The following is an 18,430-nucleotide window of genomic DNA, read 5'->3' as shown; positions in this document are numbered from 1 at the left end:
GCCGGCTGGCGCTCGCAGGCGGCCGCGGCCTGGCCGTAGGCCTGCAACCGGCCCTGGCTGCCCGGGTTGACGCCGGGCATCGCCGCGGCGCTCTGGGCCGAGGCCTCACGCATCAGGCAGGCGCTGTCCTGGCCGCAGCGGGCCTGCATGGCCTGGGCCTTGGCCTGCATGGCGCGCCAGTCCGGCATGGGTGCCGCCGGCGCGGCGGCGGTGATGCGCTGTGCGGCCTCGGCCTGGCGGCGGTGGTCCTCGGGGTCCAGCGGGTTGAAGGGAAGCGGCACACCGTCGCTCTGCAGCAGCGCGCTGAACTGCCAGCGCTGACTCAGGGTCTGTTCGCCGCGCTCAGCGCCCGACTGCACGGGGCCCTGGCGCTGCAGTTCCGCATCAAGCACTAGGCGACGCTGCTGGGCAGGCTGGGCCTGGGTGACGTCGGCGAGCAGCCAGAAGCTGGCGACGGCGGCCAGCAGCGGCAGCGCGATCCGCGCGGTGGACGGGGTGGGGGCGATGGACATGTGGGGCTCCGGCGGGACGGGATGATTGGGAATGACCCACATCGTCGTCCGCGGGGCCAGATGCCGCATCGCCCACGAGGAGCCACCGCGCATGGCGCGGGCCATGGCTCCGCCATGGCTCTTTGCCGTCGGCGTGCATGAAAACACCCGCGTGACTCACGGTTACTCGACCACGGGTACGTGCAGCGCCGATGATGGGGGTACCTCTTCCCGGAGCCGTTCGCATGCCCTACCTGGACCAGGTCGACCAGCAGGCGCTGGACATCAAGATCTCCGAGCTGCTGGTGGCCACCGCCGATGGCTACGACCCCGAGCTGGACAGCCGCATCACCGGCGTGCTGCTGATGCTGCGCAGGCAGCTGCGCATGGACGTGGTGTTCGTGTCGGAGTTCGTCGATGGCGAGCGCGTGTTCCGCTTCATGGACGGCGGCGAGGCGCTGGGCCTGCATGCCGGCGACTCAGCGCCGCTGGAGCAGAGCTACTGCCAGCGCGTTGTCGAGGGCCGCATGCCGGAGCTGGTGCCCGACGCCGCCGCGCTGGCGGCGCGTGGCGAACTGCCCGACACCGATATCCCCATCGGCGCCCACCTGAGCACGCCGGTGGTGCTGCCCGACGGACGGGTCTACGGCACGGTCTGCTGCTTCAGCGCGGCGGCTCAGCCGGACCTGCAGCAGAGCGCGCTGGCCTGTCTGCGGCAATGCGCGCGGCTGTTGGCGCGCAAGGTGGCGTTCGAACCGCATGCCGGCTTCGCGCCGCCGGCGCCGGCGCCTTTCCCGGTGATCACCGGGGAAGGATGAGCAGGGTCGTGCCCCTGCGGCACGAAGGATGCGCGCGAGCAGCCGCAGCTTCTGGAACGGGATGGACTGGCGGGTCGCCGCGCCGACCCGCGGCCTCAGCCAGCGGCGGGTTGGGCCCGCGGGCTGATCACTGCGGCCGCGCCCACCAGCGTCAGCGACATCAGCAGCACGGGCAGGACCTGGCGCGTGGCCGGGTCAAACAGCAGGCCGGCCAGCGCCAGTGCGGCACTGCTCGTCAACGCGTCGCTGAGCTGCAGCGAGGAGGCGTTGCTGCCCTGGCTGTCGGGTGGCGACAGCTGGAGCAGCAGCACCGACAGCATGGGGAAAGACAGGCCTATGCCCAGGCCCACCGTGCTCCAGCCGGCGAACACCAGGCTCGAAGGCAGCGCAAACAGCAGCGGCGAGATGACGACGACCAGGCCCACCGCTGTCAGCACGAAGCCGCCGGGCAGCAGCAGGCGCCGCGACTGGGGTCGCCGTGCGCGCGCCTGCAGCGCGCTGCCCACGCTCCAGGTCACCGCGCCGGCACTGAGCGCCATACCGGCCTGCGTGAGGCTCCAGCCGAATTGCTGGGTCAGCAGCAGCGGCAGGAAGGCCTCGGCGCTCGCGAAGGTCGCCGCGATGAGGCCGCGCAGCAGGATCACCGTCGGCAGGCCACGTGCCGCGCTCAGCGTGCCGGGGGGCAACAACAGCCGGGCAGCGATGCCCGCGGCCAGCAGTCCGGCCGCGAACAGCAGTACCGCACCGCTGCCGCTGTGCTGGCTGGCCGCGTGCAGCGTCAGCGCGCCACCGCTGGCCAGCAGCGCCCAGCGCATGGCTCCCCATCGCAACACCTCGCCCGTGCCCGTGCCGACACGCCTGAGGGCCGGCAGCATCATGACCGCCGCCACCGGCACGGCCACGGCCACCGCCAGGAAGACCGAACGCCAGCCGAGGAACTGCACCAGGAAGGACGCCAGTGCGGGGCCGAGGAGACCCGGCACGACCCAGGCGCCGGCAAACATCGCGAACAGCTTGGGATGCAGCTGCGGCGGCACGACCTGGCCGACGCCCACGTATAGCGTCACGCCCAGCACGCCGCTGCCCAGGCCCTGCAGTGCGCGGCCGAGCACCAGTAGCGGCATGGACGATGCGAATCCGGCCAGCAGCAGGCCGGCGAGGAATGCCGCCAGCCCGGCCAGCGCCGCGCGATAGGGCCCGCGCTTGTCGCAGAGCTGGCCGGCGGCCGTCATGCCCAGCACCGAGGTCGCCAGCGTCGCGCCGAAGGCCAGCGCGTAATAGGGCAGGCCGTGCAGGGCCTGCGCCACGGCGGGCATCGCAGTGGCGACGGCGATGGACTCGAACGCCAGCATGGAGATCAGTGCCACCGCGCCCAGGCAGGCGGCACGACGACCAGGGGCAAAGAGCTTGTCGGCAGATGGGACGGCGTCAACGGGTTCGGACAGGTTCATGGGGCGAAGCCTAAAAGCTCAAGCCAACTTCAAGTCAAGCAGGCCGGGAAAGGGGCGCGCGACAATCGGGGCATGTCAGTTTCCGTGTTGCACTGTGCCTCGGCCGGCTTCGAGTCCGCCTGCCGAATTCCCGCCCTGCCCACCTCTCACCGCAGCCATGGCCTGCATGGCCACAGCTATTTCGCAACCGTGCGCACGGCGCTACCGGCCGGCTGGCCGGCGTTCCCCGGCGGCGAGGTGGAGGCGCTGCGTTCGCGCATGGCCGACGCTGTCGCGCCGCTGGACCATGCGCTGCTGAACGACCACCTGGCCGAGCCCACGGATGAGAACCTGGCCCGCTGGGTGCGTTCGCGGCTGGGTGTGCCCGGCATCGTGCAGGTGGGTGTGCAAAGCACCACGCACAGCGGTGTGGACCTGGACGGCGCCGGCCGTGCCCATGTCTGGAGGCGCTACCGCTTCCAGGCTGCGCACCAGTTGCCCAACGTCCCCGCAGGCCACCAGTGCGGCCGCATGCACGGGCACGGCTTCGAGGTCATCCTGCATGCCAACGCCGACCTCGGCGAGCGCGACCTGGCCATCGACTACGACCACCTCGACGAGGTCTGGGCCCCGCTGCACTTCGAGCTGAACTACCGCTGCCTGAACGACATCGACGGCCTCGCCAACCCGACCAGCGAAAACATCTCGGCCTGGCTGTGGCGCAGGCTCAAGCCCGCGCTGCCGGAGCTGAGCTGGGTGACCGTCTACGAGACCGGCTCGAGCGGCGCCAACTTCAATGGCCAGAGCTACCGCATCTGGAAGGAGATGACGCTGGACAGCGCCGTTCGCATGCAGCATGCCCCCGCCGGCCACCCGCTGGCCGGCATCCACGGCCACACCTTCACGCTGAGGCTGCACCTGGCTGCGCCGCTGGATCAGGTCATGGGCTGGACGGTGGACTTCGGCGACGTGAAGACCTTGTTCAACCCCATCTTCAAGCGGCTGGACCATCACCCGCTGTTCGAGATCGCCGGCTTGCCCGATGGCGATGCCGCCTCGATCGCCACCTGGGTGCTGCGCGAAGGCGGCCGCGTGCTGCCGCAGATCGACCGTGTGGACCTCTACGAAACGCGCGGCTCGGGCGCCATCGTCAGCCGGGCCGACTCGGAAGAACTGATTCCCGTATGACGTACTCGGTCAAAGAACTCTTCTACACGCTGCAGGGAGAAGGCGCCCAGGCGGGTCGCGCGGCGGTGTTCTGCCGCTTCGCCGGCTGCAACCTGTGGACAGGCCGCGAGCAGGATCGCGCGACGGCGGTCTGCACCTTCTGTGACACGGACTTCGTCGGCACGGACGGCGAGGGCGGCGGCAAGTTCGCCACGGCCGAGGCGCTGGCTGACGCCGTCGCTGGCGCCTGGCCCGGCGGAGGGCGGCCCTATGTCGTCTGCACCGGTGGCGAGCCGCTGCTGCAGCTGGACACGCCTCTCATCGATGCGCTGCACGCGCGCGGCTTCGAGGTGGCTGTCGAGACCAATGGCACCCAGCCCGCGCCGCCTGGGCTCGACTGGATCTGCGTCAGCCCCAAGGCCGATGCGCCGCTGGTGCTGACCTCCGGGCACGAACTCAAGCTGGTCTATCCGCAGCCGCTGGCACAGCCGGAACGGTTTGCACATCTGGACTTCCAGAACTTCTTCCTGCAGCCCATGGACTCGGTCCTCAGGCGCGAGCACACGAAGGCCGCGGTGGACTACTGCCGGGCCCATCCGCAATGGCGGATGTCCGTGCAGCTGCACAAGCTGTTGGGCATTCCCTGACCAGCCCGGCGTGGACCTTCCGGTGGCTCACACGAGGTCGTGGGTCACGCGGCCAAGCCGGTGCTCGGCATGCCGGTGCCGCGGCCGGACGAGGCGTTCAGAATCGATAGCCGATCGCGAACTTGATGGCCACGGGGTCCAGCGTCGTCTCGATGGTCTGGCCCGTGGACAGGCTGCCCGTCGTCTTGATGAAGGTCTTGGTGACCGACAGGCTGGCAGACCAGTCCCTGGTGACATTGACGGCACCGCCGAGCTCCAGCGTCGTGCCCATGCGGCTCTTCATGGATAGCGTCGTCGGGTTGCTCACCGTGCCGCCCGTGATGCCGGACAGCACGGTCGTGGCCCGCGGCTTGAAGAAATAGCCGTAACTCAAGCCCGCGCCGACATAGGGGCGGAAGGTGCTACCAGCATCGCCGAAACGGTACTGGGCCAGCAGCGTGATCGGCAGTGACTTCACGGTGCCGAGCTTGCCCACGCCTTCGATGGCGCCGGCGCCGACAACGTCGTGCTTGAACGGCAGCCCGATAGGCAGGTCAATGCTGATGTTGTCGGTCCAGTAATAGGTGAGACCGCCGGAGAACTGGCTGGCCTTCTTCACGTCGACCTTGGTGCCCGCCAGGCTGGGTGCGGTCAAGTCGCCGCTCTCGACCTGCGGTTTGATCTGCACGGCTCCTCCGTAGACGACGACGCTGCCGGCCGACTGTGCAAAGGCGCCGCCGCTGGCGACCAGGGCGGCCACGAAGGCAACGATACCGGTGAGGAATTTGGCTTTCATGGGTTGTTCCCGAATGGATGGGCCGCGGCTCAGAGCCAACCCTTGGTGGCCAGAGACTTGGCAATCAGCTGCTGGGTCAGCTGGTGGCCGTAGGGTGTGGGGTGGAAGCTGTCGGAGAAGGCATAGCTCTTCCACCAGTCGGCGCCTCCGCTGACGCCGGCCGGAGGCGCGGCCGACAGTGCCGCGGCCGTGCAGGTGGGGAAGTCGTAGACGGGCAGGCCGTCGCTGCCCAAACCCGTGACGGGGCAGGCTGGCGTCTTCACGTTGCCGAGGCCGAACTGGGCCGGCGTCGCCACCTCGTCCTGGAAGGCCTTGTAGAAGTCGACGACGACGACGCTGTCGTTGCCGGCGAATTTGGCGGCAAGCTGGGTGTTGAAGGCCGTCATCCAGCCCTGAAACACGGCCTGCGCCTGCGCGCGTGCCGCCGCGCCAGCGGTGCCGCCGCCGCCAGCCTGGGCGATGGCGTCCAGCACCGACTGGAAGCGCGGCGTGATGGTCACGTCCGGCATGTTCATGATGACCACGTGGGTGGCGCCCTTGTCGAGCACGCTGGCCTTGATCTGGCCGGCGAACTTGTCGGCCAGGGCTGTCATGTAGGTGGCGCCGATCTGGGCCACCGACGTGGCACCGCCCTGCAGCGCGGCGCCGATCTGCGCGGGCGTCAGCAGCGTGCCGAGCAGGGCCGAGTAGGCCGCAGCACCGTCGCCGGGAATGCCCAGGTAGGCACCGACGAGGTCGGCCGCATCATTGCCCCCACCGTCGATGATGACGAGGTCGCTCGCCGTGTAGCTGCCGGCCGCCGCGTAGGTGGCCATCTGGGTACCCACGTTCAGCGGGTTGGCTGCGCCGCCCGCGCCGGTGTACGTGATGCGGCCGCCGCCAATGGAGAAATTGGTGCAGCCCGTCTTGGCGGTGTTGGCCGCAAAGGTGGTGCCGGTGAAGACGAAGAAGTTGCACAGCGTCTGGCCGTAGTTGGCGGCGATGCGCTCGACGTAGATGAGGTTGTCGCTGCTCTGGACGGTGAACTTGTAGCCGAAGGTCCCGCTGTCCTGCAGGGAGTCGCCAAACACCTTGACGGACGAGATCTTGGTCGCCGGCGTCGTGTCGGCCGAGGCACCGCCTCCACAACCGGCGACCAGCAGACTGCTCAACAACACCACCGATGCGGCAGCGATCCGGGTGAAGGGGGACTTCATCGTTGTCTCCTGGGCAACAGCTCTGCACTGCCGCACGAAATTCGGGAGGGCAACTCTAGCTGCGGCCTCCCCGCAAAACAGCCCGTCTTGGCCGGCGCCTCTCGTAAAGATTCAAGGCTGAAGGCTTGGAAACGGCCTGTCTGAGCTGCGGGCAAGTCTGTGGATGGCGCCAGGACAACCTCATGGATATCCACAGGCTGAGGGCATTTCCCGAAGTTGTTCCCAATCGCGCACCTGTTCGTCCCGGCGGTGGCACACAGCCTTGTGCCGCAGGCAAATCCCTGTCGTGCAAGGATTTTTTTGGCTTGTCCACAGAGCAGGTCGCCCTCTACTACGACCACCACTTTGAAATCTTGAATACTGTTTGGAATACGTTGGACACTTCCAGCATGGATATTTCCGAGTTGCAGCATCGCCTGCGCCAGTTCGCCGCGGAGCGGGACTGGCAGCCCTACCAGACCCCCAAGAACCTCGCGATGGCGATGACGGTGGAAGCCGCCGAGCTGTTGGAAATCTTCCAGTGGTTGACCCCGGAGCAGTCGCTGGACCTCAGCGACGAGCAGCGCCGCCATCTCGGCGAGGAGCTGTCCGACGTGCTGCTTTACCTTGTGCAGATCGCCGACCATGGCGGCGTGGATCTGGAAGCAGCCGTTGAGCGCAAGCTGACGATGAATGCCATCAAGCACCCGCCCAGGTCTTGATGAGGATGGAAACCATTGCCGTCATCGACTTCGAGACCACCGGGCTCGGACCTACCAGCGGCGGGCGGGCGACCGAGATCGCAGCCGTGTTGGTGCGTGGAGGTGTTGTTGTCGATGCCTGGGCCAGCCTGATGAACAGCGGCAGCTGGGTGCCGCCCTACATCCAGTCCCTGACCGGTATCACCAACGAGATGCTGGCCGAAGCGCCGGATTCGGCGATCGTCATGCGCGAGCTGGCCCGCTTCACGCGGGGCTGTCCGCTGGTCGCGCATAACGCCTCTTTCGATCGGGGTTTCTGGCAGGCCGAGATGGCCCGCGCCGGCCTTGGGCCAGACCCGGCTCACGAGTTCGCCTGCACGGTGCTCTTGTCGCGCCGCCTCTGGCCGGAGGCCAAGAGCCACGGATTGGGCGCGATGACGCAGTTCCACGACTTGCGGTTCACGGGCCGTGCCCACCGCGCGATGGCCGATGCGCGAGTGACGGCGGAGTTGTTACTGAAGGTTCAGGACGAGGTGGGCCGCCGTTTCGCGCTGGACCTGGGCGACACGCCTGTGGACCACGCCCTGCTCTCAGAGCTGCAGCGCACGCCGTTGCGATGGCTCAGGCGCGGCGTGGTCGACCACGTGAAGGCGCGAAGAAGCACTGAGGGAGTGCAGGAAAAATTTCTGTCAAGAGCTGACTCAGGCGCGATGGGCTAGGACAATCACGCCCTTTCGTCCCCGTGCCATTGCTCAAGAGTTCCATGTCCGTGATCCAGGTTCGCCCCGCCACCCTGCGCGATGCCAAGGCCATCGCCGAGATCCACGTCGCTGCCAGCCAGGATGCCTACAAGGCCCTGCTGCCTGCGGCTGCGTTGGATGCGATGTCGGTGCAGAAGCGCCAGGCCTTCTGGCGCGAAGCCATCGACCTGTGCGAGCCGCAGGTCATCGTCGCCCATCTGGACAACAAGATCATGGGCTTTGCCGGTTTCGACCGCTCGCGCGACAAGGGCACGCCAGCCACGACCGGCGAGGTCTGGGCCCTGTTTGCCGACCCGGTGCACTGGGACAAGGGTGTGGGTCTTGCGCTGTGGGATGCCACGCGCGACGGTCTGCAGGAAGAAGGCTGCACCAAGGCCACGCTGTGGTGCTATCTGCGCAACGAGCGCGCACTGCGCTTCTTCGAGCTGGCCGGCTTCAAGCGCGAGCTGGGCAGCGCCCGCACGACGGAAGTCGGCGGTGCGCGTGTCGAAGAGATCCGCCTGCAGCGCTCGCTGGTCTGAGGGTAGCTCACCCGAGCTGAGGCGCCCCGAGGGGCGCTTTCTTCCTTGGGGGCGTCCAGTCTCAAGCGGCGTAGCCACTCGTGGCCAGCGCCCAGCCATCGGTGGCGTCGTCATGGCGCTGCACGTGCACCGGACTGAGCTTCTTGGCTGCGGCGCGCTCGACCAGGGCTTCGGCCTGCTCGGGTGTCAGTTGCAGCGCGAAGCGCGTCCAGCGCTTCTGCACCAGAGGCAGCGCCCAGGCGTCTTCCAATGCCCAGCGGATCTGGTGCGGCTCCTGCAGCTCGGCCGCAGCCAGCACGCGGGGAGCCAGGGCCAGCACAAAGCGGTTGAAGTCGGTGCGGAGCTGATCCGTCGGCAGCAGCGCTTCGAGGCGGCTCAGGCGGGCGCTCCAGCCTGGCGTGGCAAGCTGGCGGGTCACGAAGGCCTGCAGGGCCTGGATGGGGTTGAACAGGCGCAGCCGGTTGGGCGGCAGCACGCGCAGCGGGATCTGCGCGGCGTCCTCATGGCTCAGCGGCGTGACGAAGCTGCTCAGCACGGTCAGGCGCTCCCAATCGGCCTCCGCCAGGCCACCGATGCGCGTGATCGGGCCTGCAGCACAACTGGCGGCCATGCCGGCCAGCGCCAGGTGACCTCGGCGGCCCTTGGCCTGGTTGGCGCGGCGGCTCATGACGGCGAGGTTGCCTGCCGCGTAGCCGGCATCGTCGCGGACACGGTCGATGCTGCGGTTGTCGTCGTCCAGCGGCTCGCGGGTGATGGGGCAGTGCGAGACGTCGAGCTGGGCGAGGTGGTGGGGCGTGAGCTGGATGTCCTCAAAGCTGCGGCCGCGCGTCCAGGCATGGGTGCGCAGGGCCAGCCATTGCTGGACCTGGGGGCTTGCCGCGCTGCGCACCGGCCGGTTGGATGAGCGCGAACTGGCCGCCAGCCAGCCGCGCTGCAGCGGCGACTGCGGGTACAGGTGGGCCATGGGCGGCGTGATGCCGTGCAGCGCGTAGTCGCGGCCGAGTGCCAGCCCGGTGCGTTCATGGGCGCTGATGTGGGCGGGGGCGGCGGTATCCATGTCCAGGTCGAACTGGACGAGGGCAGGGCGGGCGTTGGCTTGAACGGTGATCGCGGCTTGCATGGGGGCTCCTTGGACTGAGGCTCGCCGGTTGTGGGTTCGCGGGCCTTGGTATGCAGTCTGTGAGCCAGGTGGCTCATGAGATGATCCACCTGGAAAAATACTGTGAATATTTTCAGGAGCCGACTGCATGGACCGTACCGAGCGCTTCTACAAGATCGAGCACCTGATCCGTTCGCGCGGCTGCGTGTCGTTCGCCGAGCTGATCGAGGCGCTGGAGGTGTCTGCAGCCACGCTCAAGCGAGACCTGGCCTATCTGCGGGAGCGGTTGGACGCGCCCATCGAGTACGACGCCGCCGACAACGGCTACCGCTTCGGGCAGCAGTGGCGCGGTGGCAAGCACGAGCTGCCGGGGGTCTGGTTCAACGAGGCCGAACTGCATGCGCTGCTGACCATGCAGCAGATGCTGGCCGGCCTGGACGAGCAGGGCGTCGTCGGCCGCCACCTGCAGCCGATGTTCGACAAGATCACCGGCATGCTGGGCGTGGACGCGGCCGAGGCGGAAGAGCTGCGGCGGCGCGTCAGGCTCATTGGCACGGCGCGGCGGCGCATGGCCAGCGACAGCTTCGAGACCGTGGGCAGCGCCGTCGTCAAGCGCAAGCGCCTGGCCATCCGCTACCGCAAGAAGCGCGATGGCGCGAGCAGCGAGCGTGAGGTCTCGCCGCAGCGCCTGGTGCACCACCGTCACGCCTGGTATCTGGATGCCTGGTGCCATGCCAGCGACGCCTACCGCCGCTTCGCGCTGGACGGCATCGAAAGCGCGACACCGCTGGACACCGACGCCAAGGCCGTGCCGCTGGCCGAGCTGGAGGCCGAACTGGACCAGGGCTATGGCATCTTTGCCGGTGGCACGCCGCGCGAGGCCGAGCTGCTGTTCAGCGCCGAGGCGGCGGCCTGGGTGTCGCGCGAGGAATGGCACCCGGCCCAGCAGAGTGAGTTCCTGCCCGACGGCCGCTGGCGGCTGCGGCTGCCCTATGTCGACGACACCGAGCTGCTGATGGACCTCCTGCGCCATGCTGGCCAAGTGGAGGTCGTGGCGCCTGCGGCCCTGCGCGAGGCCCATGCGCAGCGCCTGCGCCAGGCCGTTTCAGCCTTGTAGGACAAGCGCCATTCCTTTGCGATGCGTCATATCCGCGAGGCTCAACCGCGTTAGGCTTGACCCGTGTTTGACCCTGATCGAGGAGCCCGCGATGAGTGACGCAACCCAGGCGAAGGAAAAGTTGGCCTCCGATTTCCGTGCGGTGATGGAGGACATCGACGCACTGATGACGGCCACGACGAACAAGGCAGATGGTGAGGTCAAGGCCCTTCGCGCGCGCATCCAGGACCGTCTGTCCGGCGCCAAGGAGAAGCTGCTTGATGCCCAGCATGAAGCCGTTCAGCGCGCCAAGGACGCCGCCACGGCCACCGACGACTATGTGCACGCCAAGCCCTGGCAGGCCATTGGTGTCGCAGCGGCCGTGGGTCTGGCCCTGGGTGTGCTGATCGGCCGCCGTTGAGCCTCGCTTGAGCGACGACAAGGAACCGGTCTCCGCGCCGCTGCGGCGGCTCGGGGCTTCTTTGCTGACGCTGGGCCGTATCCGGCTCGAGCTGTTCGCCATTGAGGCCCAGGAGGAGAAGGAGCGCATCGCCGGCCTGCTGCTGTGGGCCGTGCTGGCTGCGCTGCTGGCAGGCTTCGGTCTGCTGATGCTGCTGGTGCTCGTCACCGTGGCGCTGTGGGACAGCCACCGCATGCTGGCCCTGGGCGGCGGCACGCTGGTGCTGGTGGCCGCGGCCGTCTTTGCTGTGCTCAAGGTCAGGGCCCTGATCGCCCAGCCGGCCAGCTTGTTCCAGTCCAGCATCGGCGAGCTGCGCGCGGACGCCGAGGCGTTGCGGCGCCGGCCGGGGCCCTGATCGCCGCATGCGAGGTTTGTCGCGATGATCCCCCGCATTCCTGCTGACCCCATCGAGCGGGCTGAGCGCAAGGCCAATCTGCTGCTGGCGTCGGAAGTGCTGCGTGGGCAGGCCGCGCTGGCGGTGGACGACCTCGGCCAGCGTGCCGACGGCTGGGTCGCCCGGGTGATGGCCTGGCGCAATCTGCTGTCCAACCCCCTCGTGGTGGCCGCGGCCGGGACGGGCGCGGCCTTCTTCGCCGGAGCGGGACAGAAGCGGCGCGGTCAGCTCTGGCGCGGGCTGCGCTGGGCGTGGCTGGCCTGGCGGGTGTGGCGCAGGCAGCGCGCCTGACGTTGCCTCAGTTGTCGGCGGCGTCCAGCCGCTTCATGCGCTCACTCTGCCAATAGACGTCGTCACCGCCCAGGCCATCGAGGTTGGCGCGGTTCAGCACGCGAGCCAGCACGAAGAGCAGGTCGGACAGGCGGTTCAGATACTGGCGCGGCGCGGCGCGCACGGTTTCCGTGGCAGCCACCTTGATGACGGCACGTTCGGCGCGACGCGCGATGGTGCGGCAGACATGCGCGATCGCCGCGCTGCGCGTGCCGGCCGGCAGGATGAATTCCTTGAGGCGCGGCAGATGCTGGTTGTAGTGCTCCAGCGCTTCGTCCAGGCGCAGCACGGCGGCCTCCTTCAGCAGCTCGCCGCCGGGCCAGGAGAGTTCGCCGCCCAGGTTGAAGAGCTCATGCTGGATCGTGACCAGCAGTTCGCGCACGTCGTCGGGCAACGGCTCGGCCAGCAGCAGGCCGAGGTTGGAGTTCAGCTCGTCGACATCGCCCATGGCCTGCACACGCAGGTGGTCTTTGGGAACGCGGCTGCCGTCACTGAGGCCGGTGGTGCCGTCGTCGCCGGTGCGGGTGGCGATCTGGGAGAGTCGGTTGCCCATGGTGGTCCTGGCGGATGCAAAGCCGCCATTCTCGTCACGCCGTCAATGCCGGCGGCCGCTACGGTGGAAGTCGGGCTTGTGGGGGGGTGCGGCATGCGGGCGCAGGCCGGTACTGCCGGGCTGGGGCTCGGTCCCGGGGTCGGGCGGCGGTGCCTTGCCAACGCCGGGCGGACGGCCGGTCAGCTCGCGCCAGCGCGCCACAAGCACGTCGAAGCGCAGGGCCCCAAGTGCAATCAGCGCGACGGCCAGGATCAGCAGCAGCCAGGTCAGGTTCATGGTGGGATGCTCCCGGTGTGGACAAGGTCCATGCTGGCACTGTCGGCGGCTCACTGCAACACAATCGACTGATGTGGATCAGGAGAGTCACCGATGAACGCGCCCACCCCCGTTGAAGCCGTCGCCCTGCCGCTGCCGCAAGGCCTGTTGGCCGCGCTGCAAGCCGAGTTCGGCATGCGCTGCTCGACGGCGTTGAGCGTGCGCGAGCAGCATGGCCGCGACGAGTCCGTCTTCGACGTCCCGCCGCCACAGGCCGTCGTCTTTGCCGAGAGCGAGGCCGAGGTGGCGCGCGTTGTCGCGCTGTGTGCCGAACATCGCGTGCCGGTCATTCCCTACGGTGCCGGCTCGTCCCTGGAAGGCCACCTGCTGGCGGTGCGGGGCGGCGTCAGCCTGGACGTGTCGCGCATGAACCAGATCCTGCGTATCGATGCCGAGGACCTGACGGTGACGGTGCAGCCCGGCGTTACACGCAAGGCGCTGAACGAGGCGCTCAAGCACGAGGGCCTGTTCTTCCCCATCGATCCCGGCGCGGACGCGTCCCTTGGCGGCATGGCCGCGACGCGCGCCAGTGGTACGAACGCTGTGCGCTACGGCACGATGCGCGAGAACGTGCTCGGCCTGCGTTTCGTTTCTGCCGCGGGCGAGGTCGTCCGCAGCGGCTCGCGCGCGAAGAAGAGCAGCGCGGGCTATGACCTGACCCGCCTGGTCATCGGCAGCGAAGGCACGTTGGGCGTCATCACGGAGCTGACGGTCAGGATCCATCCTCTGCCCGAAGCGGTGTCGGCAGCGGTCTGCTCCTTCCCCAGCATCGACGCCGCCGTGCGCACGGCCATGCAGATCATCCAGATCGGTGTCCCGATCGCCCGCTGCGAGCTGCTGGACGTGAACGCCATCAAGGCCGTCAACGCGCACGACAAGCTGGGGCTGAAGGAAGTGCCCATGCTGCTGATGGAGTTCCACGGCAGCGAGGCCGGCGTTGCCGAGCAGGCGACCACGGTGCAGGAGGTGGCGGCGGACCAGGGCGGCGAGGCCTTCGAATGGGCCACGACGCCCGAGGCCCGCACGCGGCTGTGGACGGCGCGGCACCATGCCTACTTCGCGGGTCTGCAGTTGCGTCCCGGCTGCCGCGCCGTGACGACGGACACCTGCGTGCCCATCTCGAGGCTGGCGGAGAACATCAACGCTAGCATTGCCGAGGTCGAGGCGGCCGGCCTGCCGTATTTCATCGTCGGCCACGTCGGCGATGGCAACTTCCACATGGCCTATCTTTTGGACCCCGGCCGGCCCGAGGAACTGGCCACGGCCGAGCGCCTGAGTGCGCAGATGGTGGCGCGGGCGATTGCGCTGGATGGCACCTGCACGGGCGAGCACGGCATCGGCCTGCACAAGCAACGCTTCCTGCTCGACGAGACCGGCGAGGAAGCAGTGGCTGTCATGCGTGCCGTGAAGCAGGCACTGGATCCGCTGGGTATCCTCAATCCGGGAAAGGTCTTCTCGGGCTGAGAGGCGTCACGCCTTGTCCACAAAGTGGACGAGGCCGTTCGAAGGCGCACCTCCTAGACTGCTCCGATGGACTCCACCGCCGCTCCAGCCGCCGGCGCGCTGCGCCAGTTCGACGATCTGCCCGGCCCGCGCGGCGTGCCGGTGTTCGGCAACCTGCTGCAGATGGACTCGACCCGGGTGCATCAACAGGTGGAGGGCTGGTGCGAGGAGTTCGGACCGGTCTTCCGGCTCAGGCTGGGCAAGCGGCGCATCGTTGTCGTGGGTGACCACGAGCTGATCACCACTGCGCTGCGCGACCGGCCCGAGGGCTTCAAGCGCACGGCGCGGCTGGAGCAGGTGGGGGCCGAGATGGGGCTGGCCGGCGGCCTGTTCACGGCCAGCGGCGAGGTCTGGAAACGCCAGCGTCGCATGGTCATGGCCGGCTTCGACCCGGTGCATGTGAAGCGCTACTACCCCTTCTTGCTGCGTGTGGCCGAGCGCCTCGTTGGCCGCTGGCAGGCGGCCGCGCGCGAGGACCGCCGCATCGTGTTGCAGGCGGACCTGATGCGCTTCACGGTGGACGCGGTCGCTGGCCTGGCCTTCGGCGAGGACGTCAACACGCTGCAATCCGACGAGGACGTCATCCAGCAGCACCTGAACCGCATCTTCCCGATGCTGTTCAAGCGCATCTTTGCGCCGCTGCCGACCTGGCGCTGGTGGCCGTCGGCCGCCGACCGCGCGCTGGCCCGCAGCGTGGCCGAGGTCAACGTCGCCGTGCAGGGCTTCATTGCCAAGGCGCGGACACGCATGGCGGCCGATCCGGCGTTGCACGACGAGCCTGGCAATCTGTTGGAAGCCATGCTGGCAGCCGCGGACGAGCCCGGCAGCGGCATCGACGACGAACAGGTGGCCGGCAATGTGCTGACCCTGCTGTTGGCCGGCGAGGACACGACGGCCAACACGCTGGCCTGGATGATCTGGCTGTTGTGGCGCAACCCCGGTGCGCTGACGCGGGCGCGGGCCGAGGTGGACCGCGTTTGCGGCGACGCTACGCTGCCCAGCCTGGAGCAACTGGGCGCGCTGGCTTTCGTCGAGGCGTGCGCGCACGAGACCATGCGGCTGCGTCCGGTCGCGCCGATCAACACCATGCAGGCCATCCGTGACACGCGCGTCGGCGATGTTCTGGTGCCGGCGGGCATGATCGTCATGGCCGTCATGCGGCGCGACGCCACCAGCGAACGCCACCTGCCCAACGCCGCCGTCTTCGACCCCGAGCGCTGGCTGCTTGATGTCAAGCAAGTGGGCGCGGCCAAGCGCCTGTCCATGCCTTTCGGCGCCGGGCCGCGCATTTGTCCGGGGCGCTATCTGGCGCTGATGGAGATCAAGCTGGCCTGCGCGCTGCTGCTGCGCAATTTCGACATCACCGCGGTCGATACGCCCGATGGCCAGGCGCCGCGCGAACTGCTGCAGCTGGCAATGGGGCCGGTGGGCCTGTCTATGCGTTTGCTGCCGCGGGCTTGAAAGAGAATGCGGCGCATGCAACGCCGCCCCCTTCTCGCTGGCCTGGCCTTCGCGCCGTCGGTCGTTGTCGCTGCCCAGGCCCCCGGTTTCGTCGGGCTGGAGCGACGGGTGCAGGGGCGGCTGGGGTTCTTCGCCGTCGACACGGGCAATGGCCGTACGTTCGGGCATCGGGCCGATGAGCGCTTCGCGACCGCGTCGACCTTCAAGGTCCTGCTGGCCGCGTGCGTGGCGCACGGCGTGCAGGCCGGCCGCTGGGGCTGGAACGACACGGTAGCCCTGCGGGAGAGCGATCGCGTGCCGCATTCGCCAGCCTTCGACCGGCTGCTGCCCCGCGGCCGCGCGACACTGGCCGAGCTGGTGCAGGGCATCGTTGTCGAGAGCGACAACCCCGCCGCCAACCTGCTGCTGCGTCATTGCTGCGAATCTCCCGCCGGCCTGACGGCGTGGCTGCGGCAGCAGGGCGATGATGTGACCCGCCTGGACCGCTGGGAAACCGAACTCAACGAGAACGTGCCCGGTGACCCGCGCGACACCAGCACGCCCCGCGCATTCACGAAGTCGCTGCGGCATCTCCTGCTCGGCCCCGGCCTCACGCGCGCCAGCCAGGCGCGACTGTGGACGGACCTGCAGGCGTCGCGGACGGGCCTCAAGCGATTGCGCGCCGGCGTACCGGACACCGGTTGGCGCGTCATCGACAAGACGGGCACGGGTGCGCGCGGCGCCGTCAACGACGTGGCCCTGGTGTTTCCGCCGGACGGGCGTTCGCCCTGGGCCGTCGTGGCGCTGCAGTCGGACTCCGCAGCATCGACGGACGAACTCAGCTCCGTGCTGGCCGATGCCATGCGGCTGCTGGTGAAGGCCTGGATCTGACCCGATGTCAACGGCAAGCCGGCGGCTGGCTGCGGGGCCCTGCTTTCCTCATGACGGACCATGGCCGGAGGTCGATGTCCGGGCTGACGTATTCGACGGCGGGCAGTGCCTTTGCGGTCGCGCCCTTGAGAGCGGCGACGCTTCGTTGCATGCCTAAGCGTCCGACGCCGATGGCGGCGCACAGTGGCAGCTCAACGAACCCCGGTACCACCATGCCCGCCATCACCTGCTTCATCCGATACGAGCTGGACCCCGTCCAGCGCGAGGCCTTCCGTGAGTACGCCCAGGCCTTGGGCCGCATCATTCCGCGCCTGGGCGGCCGGCTGCTGGGCTACTGGCTTCCCTGGGAGGGTACGAACCATGAAGCCTGGGGCTTGGTCGGCTTCGACTCGCTGGCCGATTACGAGGCCTACCGGGTGCGGCTGAAAGCCGACACCGAGGCTCGGGCGAACTTCGAGTTCGCCAGGGCGCAGCGCTTCATCCTGCGCGAGGCGCGCACTTTCTGTGAGGATGTGCAGCCATGATTGCCGTCATCTTCGAAGTGCAGCCCACGGCCGAGGGCCGCCAGGCCTACCTGGACCATGCCGCCGGGCTGAAGCCGTTGCTGGCGCAGGTGGACGGCTTCATCTCGGTGGAGCGCTTCCAGAGCTTGATGCAGCCGGACAAGCTGCTGTCGCTGTCCTTCTGGCGCGATGAGGAGGCCGTTCGGCGCTGGCGCGAGATGGAGCGCCACCGCGAGGCCCAGGCCGCCGGCCGCGGCGGGCTGTTCGCCGACTACCGTCTGCGCGTCGCCCATGTCGTGCGTGACTACGGCCTGCATGACCGTGGGCAGGTGCCGCCATGAATGCAGAGCCGCGCCTGGCCCGCGTCGCCGCGGCGATTGCCGACCCGACGCGGGCACGCACGCTGGGACGGCTGCTGGACGGGCGGCTGCATACGGCGGGCGAGCTGGCGAAGCATGCCGGCGTCAGCTCGGCGACCATGTCGGCTCACCTGAAGCTGCTGGTTGATGAAGGCCTCGCGCGCGTGCGGCCGCAGGGCAGGCATCGCTATTTCGGTTTGGCAGACGGCGATGTGGCGCATGCGCTGGAGGCCCTGCTGCGTGTGGCGGACGGACGTGATCGCGAGCCGGCGGCCGACCTGCGCCGCTGGCAGAAGCCCGGGATGCGGGGCCTGCGTGATGCGCGCAGCTGCTACGGCCACCTGGCCGGCGCGCTGGGTGTGCAGTGGCGCGAGACGCTGCGGGCCAAGGGCTGGGTGACGGTGGCACGCGACGGGCGATATGAAGTCAGCGACGCGGGCCGCGAGGCGCTGGCCGAGCTGATGCCCGAAGGCTTTGCCGGGGAGCGGCGGACGCTGTATGACTGCGTGGACTGGTCCGAACGCCGCGACCATTTCGCCGGACCGCTGGCGGTGGCCTGGCTCGATGCCTTCATGGCCAAGGGCTGGCTGCAGCGTGTTGGCGAGTCGCGGGAGTTGCGGTTGACGCCCACCGGCCGCATCGGACTTCTCGACGGCCTGCTGGGCTCCACCCGGTGAGGCGCTTCGACGCAGCGAGACCGGCAGCCTCGTCGGCATGGTTCGGGCTGCAACGACTTCAGCCTCCTTGACCATGACGACTCCCGATCCGTTGCGCGAAGCAGAGATCTATGCGGCTTATGGTCGCACTGCGCAGGCCATCGCCTTGCTCAGGCGGGCCTCGCAGGCACAGCCCGAGCGCGCGGACATCCGGTTGAGACTGGATGCGCTGGAGCGTCAAGCCGAGACCGAAGCGCCGCGGCAGCGGGCGTGGAAGGCGGTGTTGGCTGCGCTGTTGGTGGGAGCGTTGGCGTTCGCGGCATTCCACCACGGCTAGACCGCGAG

The 18,430-nt window shown here is 68.8% G+C and carries 24 protein-coding genes; 17 read left to right on the top strand and 7 right to left on the bottom strand.

Annotated features, from left to right (window positions below; translation table 11 throughout):
• On the bottom strand, positions 1 to 512 hold a 512-nt coding region (locus tag VGF12_RS24340; RefSeq protein WP_331178630.1), incomplete at its 3' end, for a hypothetical protein.
• A 224-nt stretch (positions 513 to 736) separates the two neighbouring features.
• On the opposite strand from VGF12_RS24340, the gene VGF12_RS24335 reads away from it, so the two are divergent.
• Positions 737 to 1,309 (top strand): GAF domain-containing protein, encoded by a 573-nt coding sequence (locus tag VGF12_RS24335; protein ID WP_331178629.1) that lies wholly within the window; start codon positions 737 to 739, stop codon positions 1,307 to 1,309.
• Between the two features lie 95 nt (positions 1,310 to 1,404).
• Here the strand turns inward: VGF12_RS24335 and VGF12_RS24330 are convergent, their stop codons facing one another.
• Positions 1,405 to 2,760, bottom strand: a complete 1,356-nt coding sequence (locus VGF12_RS24330; RefSeq protein ID WP_331178628.1) for an MFS transporter — start codon at positions 2,758 to 2,760, stop codon at positions 1,405 to 1,407.
• 72 nt (positions 2,761 to 2,832) lie between these two features.
• Here VGF12_RS24330 and VGF12_RS24325 point away from each other — a divergent pair, with 72 nt between their 5' ends.
• Both VGF12_RS24325 and queE read left to right on the top strand, forming a co-directional pair.
• Complete coding sequence (locus VGF12_RS24325; RefSeq protein WP_331178627.1) at positions 2,833 to 3,927, top strand: 6-carboxytetrahydropterin synthase; 1,095 nt, start codon at positions 2,833 to 2,835, stop codon at positions 3,925 to 3,927.
• The gene (gene queE / locus VGF12_RS24320) at positions 3,924 to 4,553 is read left to right on the top strand and encodes a 7-carboxy-7-deazaguanine synthase (protein ID WP_331178626.1); all 630 of its coding nucleotides are present in this window, start codon (positions 3,924 to 3,926) and stop codon (positions 4,551 to 4,553) included. Before VGF12_RS24325 ends, queE begins: the two co-directional genes overlap by 4 nt.
• Before the next feature lie 97 nt (positions 4,554 to 4,650).
• On the opposite strand, the gene VGF12_RS24315 is transcribed toward queE, so the two are convergent.
• The gene (locus tag VGF12_RS24315; protein ID WP_331178625.1) at positions 4,651 to 5,328 is read right to left on the bottom strand and encodes an OmpW/AlkL family protein; all 678 of its coding nucleotides are present in this window, start codon (positions 5,326 to 5,328) and stop codon (positions 4,651 to 4,653) included.
• 29 nt (positions 5,329 to 5,357) lie between these two features.
• Positions 5,358 to 6,524, bottom strand: a complete 1,167-nt coding sequence (locus tag VGF12_RS24310; protein ID WP_331178624.1) for an SGNH/GDSL hydrolase family protein — start codon at positions 6,522 to 6,524, stop codon at positions 5,358 to 5,360.
• A 389-nt stretch (positions 6,525 to 6,913) separates the two neighbouring features.
• Here VGF12_RS24310 and VGF12_RS24305 point away from each other — a divergent pair, with 389 nt between their 5' ends.
• The 3 genes from VGF12_RS24305 to VGF12_RS24295 are packed head-to-tail and all read left to right on the top strand — an operon-like array spanning position 6,914 to position 8,486.
• Positions 6,914 to 7,225, top strand: a complete 312-nt coding sequence (locus VGF12_RS24305; protein WP_331178634.1) for a nucleotide pyrophosphohydrolase — start codon at positions 6,914 to 6,916, stop codon at positions 7,223 to 7,225.
• Positions 7,226 to 7,230: 5 nt separating this feature from the next.
• A complete protein-coding gene (locus tag VGF12_RS24300) occupies positions 7,231 to 7,923 on the top strand; it encodes a 3'-5' exonuclease (protein WP_331178623.1) in 693 nt (230 codons plus the stop codon).
• 44 nt (positions 7,924 to 7,967) lie between these two features.
• On the top strand, positions 7,968 to 8,486 hold the full coding sequence (locus VGF12_RS24295; protein WP_331178622.1) for a GNAT family N-acetyltransferase: 519 nt from the start codon (positions 7,968 to 7,970) through the stop codon (positions 8,484 to 8,486).
• Between the two features lie 61 nt (positions 8,487 to 8,547).
• Here VGF12_RS24295 and VGF12_RS24290 read toward each other — a convergent pair whose 3' ends face one another.
• The gene (locus VGF12_RS24290; protein ID WP_331178621.1) at positions 8,548 to 9,606 is read right to left on the bottom strand and encodes a hypothetical protein; all 1,059 of its coding nucleotides are present in this window, start codon (positions 9,604 to 9,606) and stop codon (positions 8,548 to 8,550) included.
• A 127-nt stretch (positions 9,607 to 9,733) separates the two neighbouring features.
• On the opposite strand from VGF12_RS24290, the gene VGF12_RS24285 reads away from it, so the two are divergent.
• From VGF12_RS24285 to VGF12_RS24270, 4 genes are all read left to right on the top strand, one after another.
• Positions 9,734 to 10,702, top strand: coding sequence for a helix-turn-helix transcriptional regulator (locus VGF12_RS24285; protein ID WP_331178620.1), 969 nt, complete (start codon positions 9,734 to 9,736; stop codon positions 10,700 to 10,702).
• A 91-nt stretch (positions 10,703 to 10,793) separates the two neighbouring features.
• A complete protein-coding gene (locus tag VGF12_RS24280) occupies positions 10,794 to 11,102 on the top strand; it encodes a DUF883 family protein (protein ID WP_331178619.1) in 309 nt (102 codons plus the stop codon).
• Between the two features lie 7 nt (positions 11,103 to 11,109).
• On the top strand, positions 11,110 to 11,496 hold the full coding sequence (locus VGF12_RS24275; protein ID WP_331178618.1) for a phage holin family protein: 387 nt from the start codon (positions 11,110 to 11,112) through the stop codon (positions 11,494 to 11,496).
• Positions 11,497 to 11,520: 24 nt separating this feature from the next.
• Positions 11,521 to 11,826 (top strand): hypothetical protein, encoded by a 306-nt coding sequence (locus VGF12_RS24270; protein WP_331178617.1) that lies wholly within the window; start codon positions 11,521 to 11,523, stop codon positions 11,824 to 11,826.
• Positions 11,827 to 11,833: 7 nt separating this feature from the next.
• Here VGF12_RS24270 and VGF12_RS24265 read toward each other — a convergent pair whose 3' ends face one another.
• Together VGF12_RS24265 and VGF12_RS24260 are read right to left on the bottom strand one after the other, a co-directional pair.
• Positions 11,834 to 12,418 (bottom strand): cob(I)yrinic acid a,c-diamide adenosyltransferase, encoded by a 585-nt coding sequence (locus VGF12_RS24265; protein ID WP_331178616.1) that lies wholly within the window; start codon positions 12,416 to 12,418, stop codon positions 11,834 to 11,836.
• Between the two features lie 42 nt (positions 12,419 to 12,460).
• Positions 12,461 to 12,694 carry a hypothetical protein gene (locus VGF12_RS24260; protein ID WP_331178615.1) on the bottom strand — a complete coding sequence of 78 codons (234 nt, stop codon included), beginning with the start codon at positions 12,692 to 12,694 and terminating at the stop codon, positions 12,461 to 12,463.
• Between the two features lie 93 nt (positions 12,695 to 12,787).
• Between VGF12_RS24260 and VGF12_RS24255 the strand changes: the two genes are divergently transcribed.
• The 7 genes from VGF12_RS24255 to VGF12_RS24225 all read left to right on the top strand — a co-directional run bounded on the left by VGF12_RS24255 (position 12,788) and on the right by VGF12_RS24225 (position 18,422).
• On the top strand, positions 12,788 to 14,197 hold the full coding sequence (locus VGF12_RS24255; protein ID WP_331178614.1) for an FAD-binding oxidoreductase: 1,410 nt from the start codon (positions 12,788 to 12,790) through the stop codon (positions 14,195 to 14,197).
• A gap of 66 nt (positions 14,198 to 14,263) precedes the next feature.
• Entirely contained in the window at positions 14,264 to 15,697 is a 1,434-nt protein-coding gene (locus VGF12_RS24250; protein ID WP_331178613.1) for a cytochrome P450, read from the top strand.
• Between the two features lie 15 nt (positions 15,698 to 15,712).
• The gene (gene bla / locus VGF12_RS24245) at positions 15,713 to 16,567 is read left to right on the top strand and encodes a class A beta-lactamase (RefSeq protein ID WP_331178612.1); all 855 of its coding nucleotides are present in this window, start codon (positions 15,713 to 15,715) and stop codon (positions 16,565 to 16,567) included.
• A gap of 212 nt (positions 16,568 to 16,779) precedes the next feature.
• Positions 16,780 to 17,091 carry an NIPSNAP family protein gene (locus tag VGF12_RS24240; RefSeq protein WP_331178611.1) on the top strand — a complete coding sequence of 104 codons (312 nt, stop codon included), beginning with the start codon at positions 16,780 to 16,782 and terminating at the stop codon, positions 17,089 to 17,091.
• Complete coding sequence (locus tag VGF12_RS24235) at positions 17,088 to 17,411, top strand: antibiotic biosynthesis monooxygenase (RefSeq protein ID WP_331178610.1); 324 nt, start codon at positions 17,088 to 17,090, stop codon at positions 17,409 to 17,411. The genes VGF12_RS24240 and VGF12_RS24235 overlap by 4 nt, the downstream gene beginning before the upstream one ends.
• Complete coding sequence (locus VGF12_RS24230) at positions 17,408 to 18,106, top strand: winged helix-turn-helix domain-containing protein (protein WP_331178609.1); 699 nt, start codon at positions 17,408 to 17,410, stop codon at positions 18,104 to 18,106. Before VGF12_RS24235 ends, VGF12_RS24230 begins: the two co-directional genes overlap by 4 nt.
• 73 nt (positions 18,107 to 18,179) lie before the next feature.
• Positions 18,180 to 18,422 carry a hypothetical protein gene (locus tag VGF12_RS24225; RefSeq protein WP_331178608.1) on the top strand — a complete coding sequence of 81 codons (243 nt, stop codon included), beginning with the start codon at positions 18,180 to 18,182 and terminating at the stop codon, positions 18,420 to 18,422.
• The last annotated feature ends 8 nt before the right edge of the window (positions 18,423 to 18,430 follow it).

This window comes from Roseateles sp. (assembly GCF_036404855.1).
In the GTDB taxonomy this organism is placed as follows: domain Bacteria; phylum Pseudomonadota; class Gammaproteobacteria; order Burkholderiales; family Burkholderiaceae_C; genus Pelomonas.
This window is presented reverse-complemented; position numbering and strand designations above follow the sequence as displayed.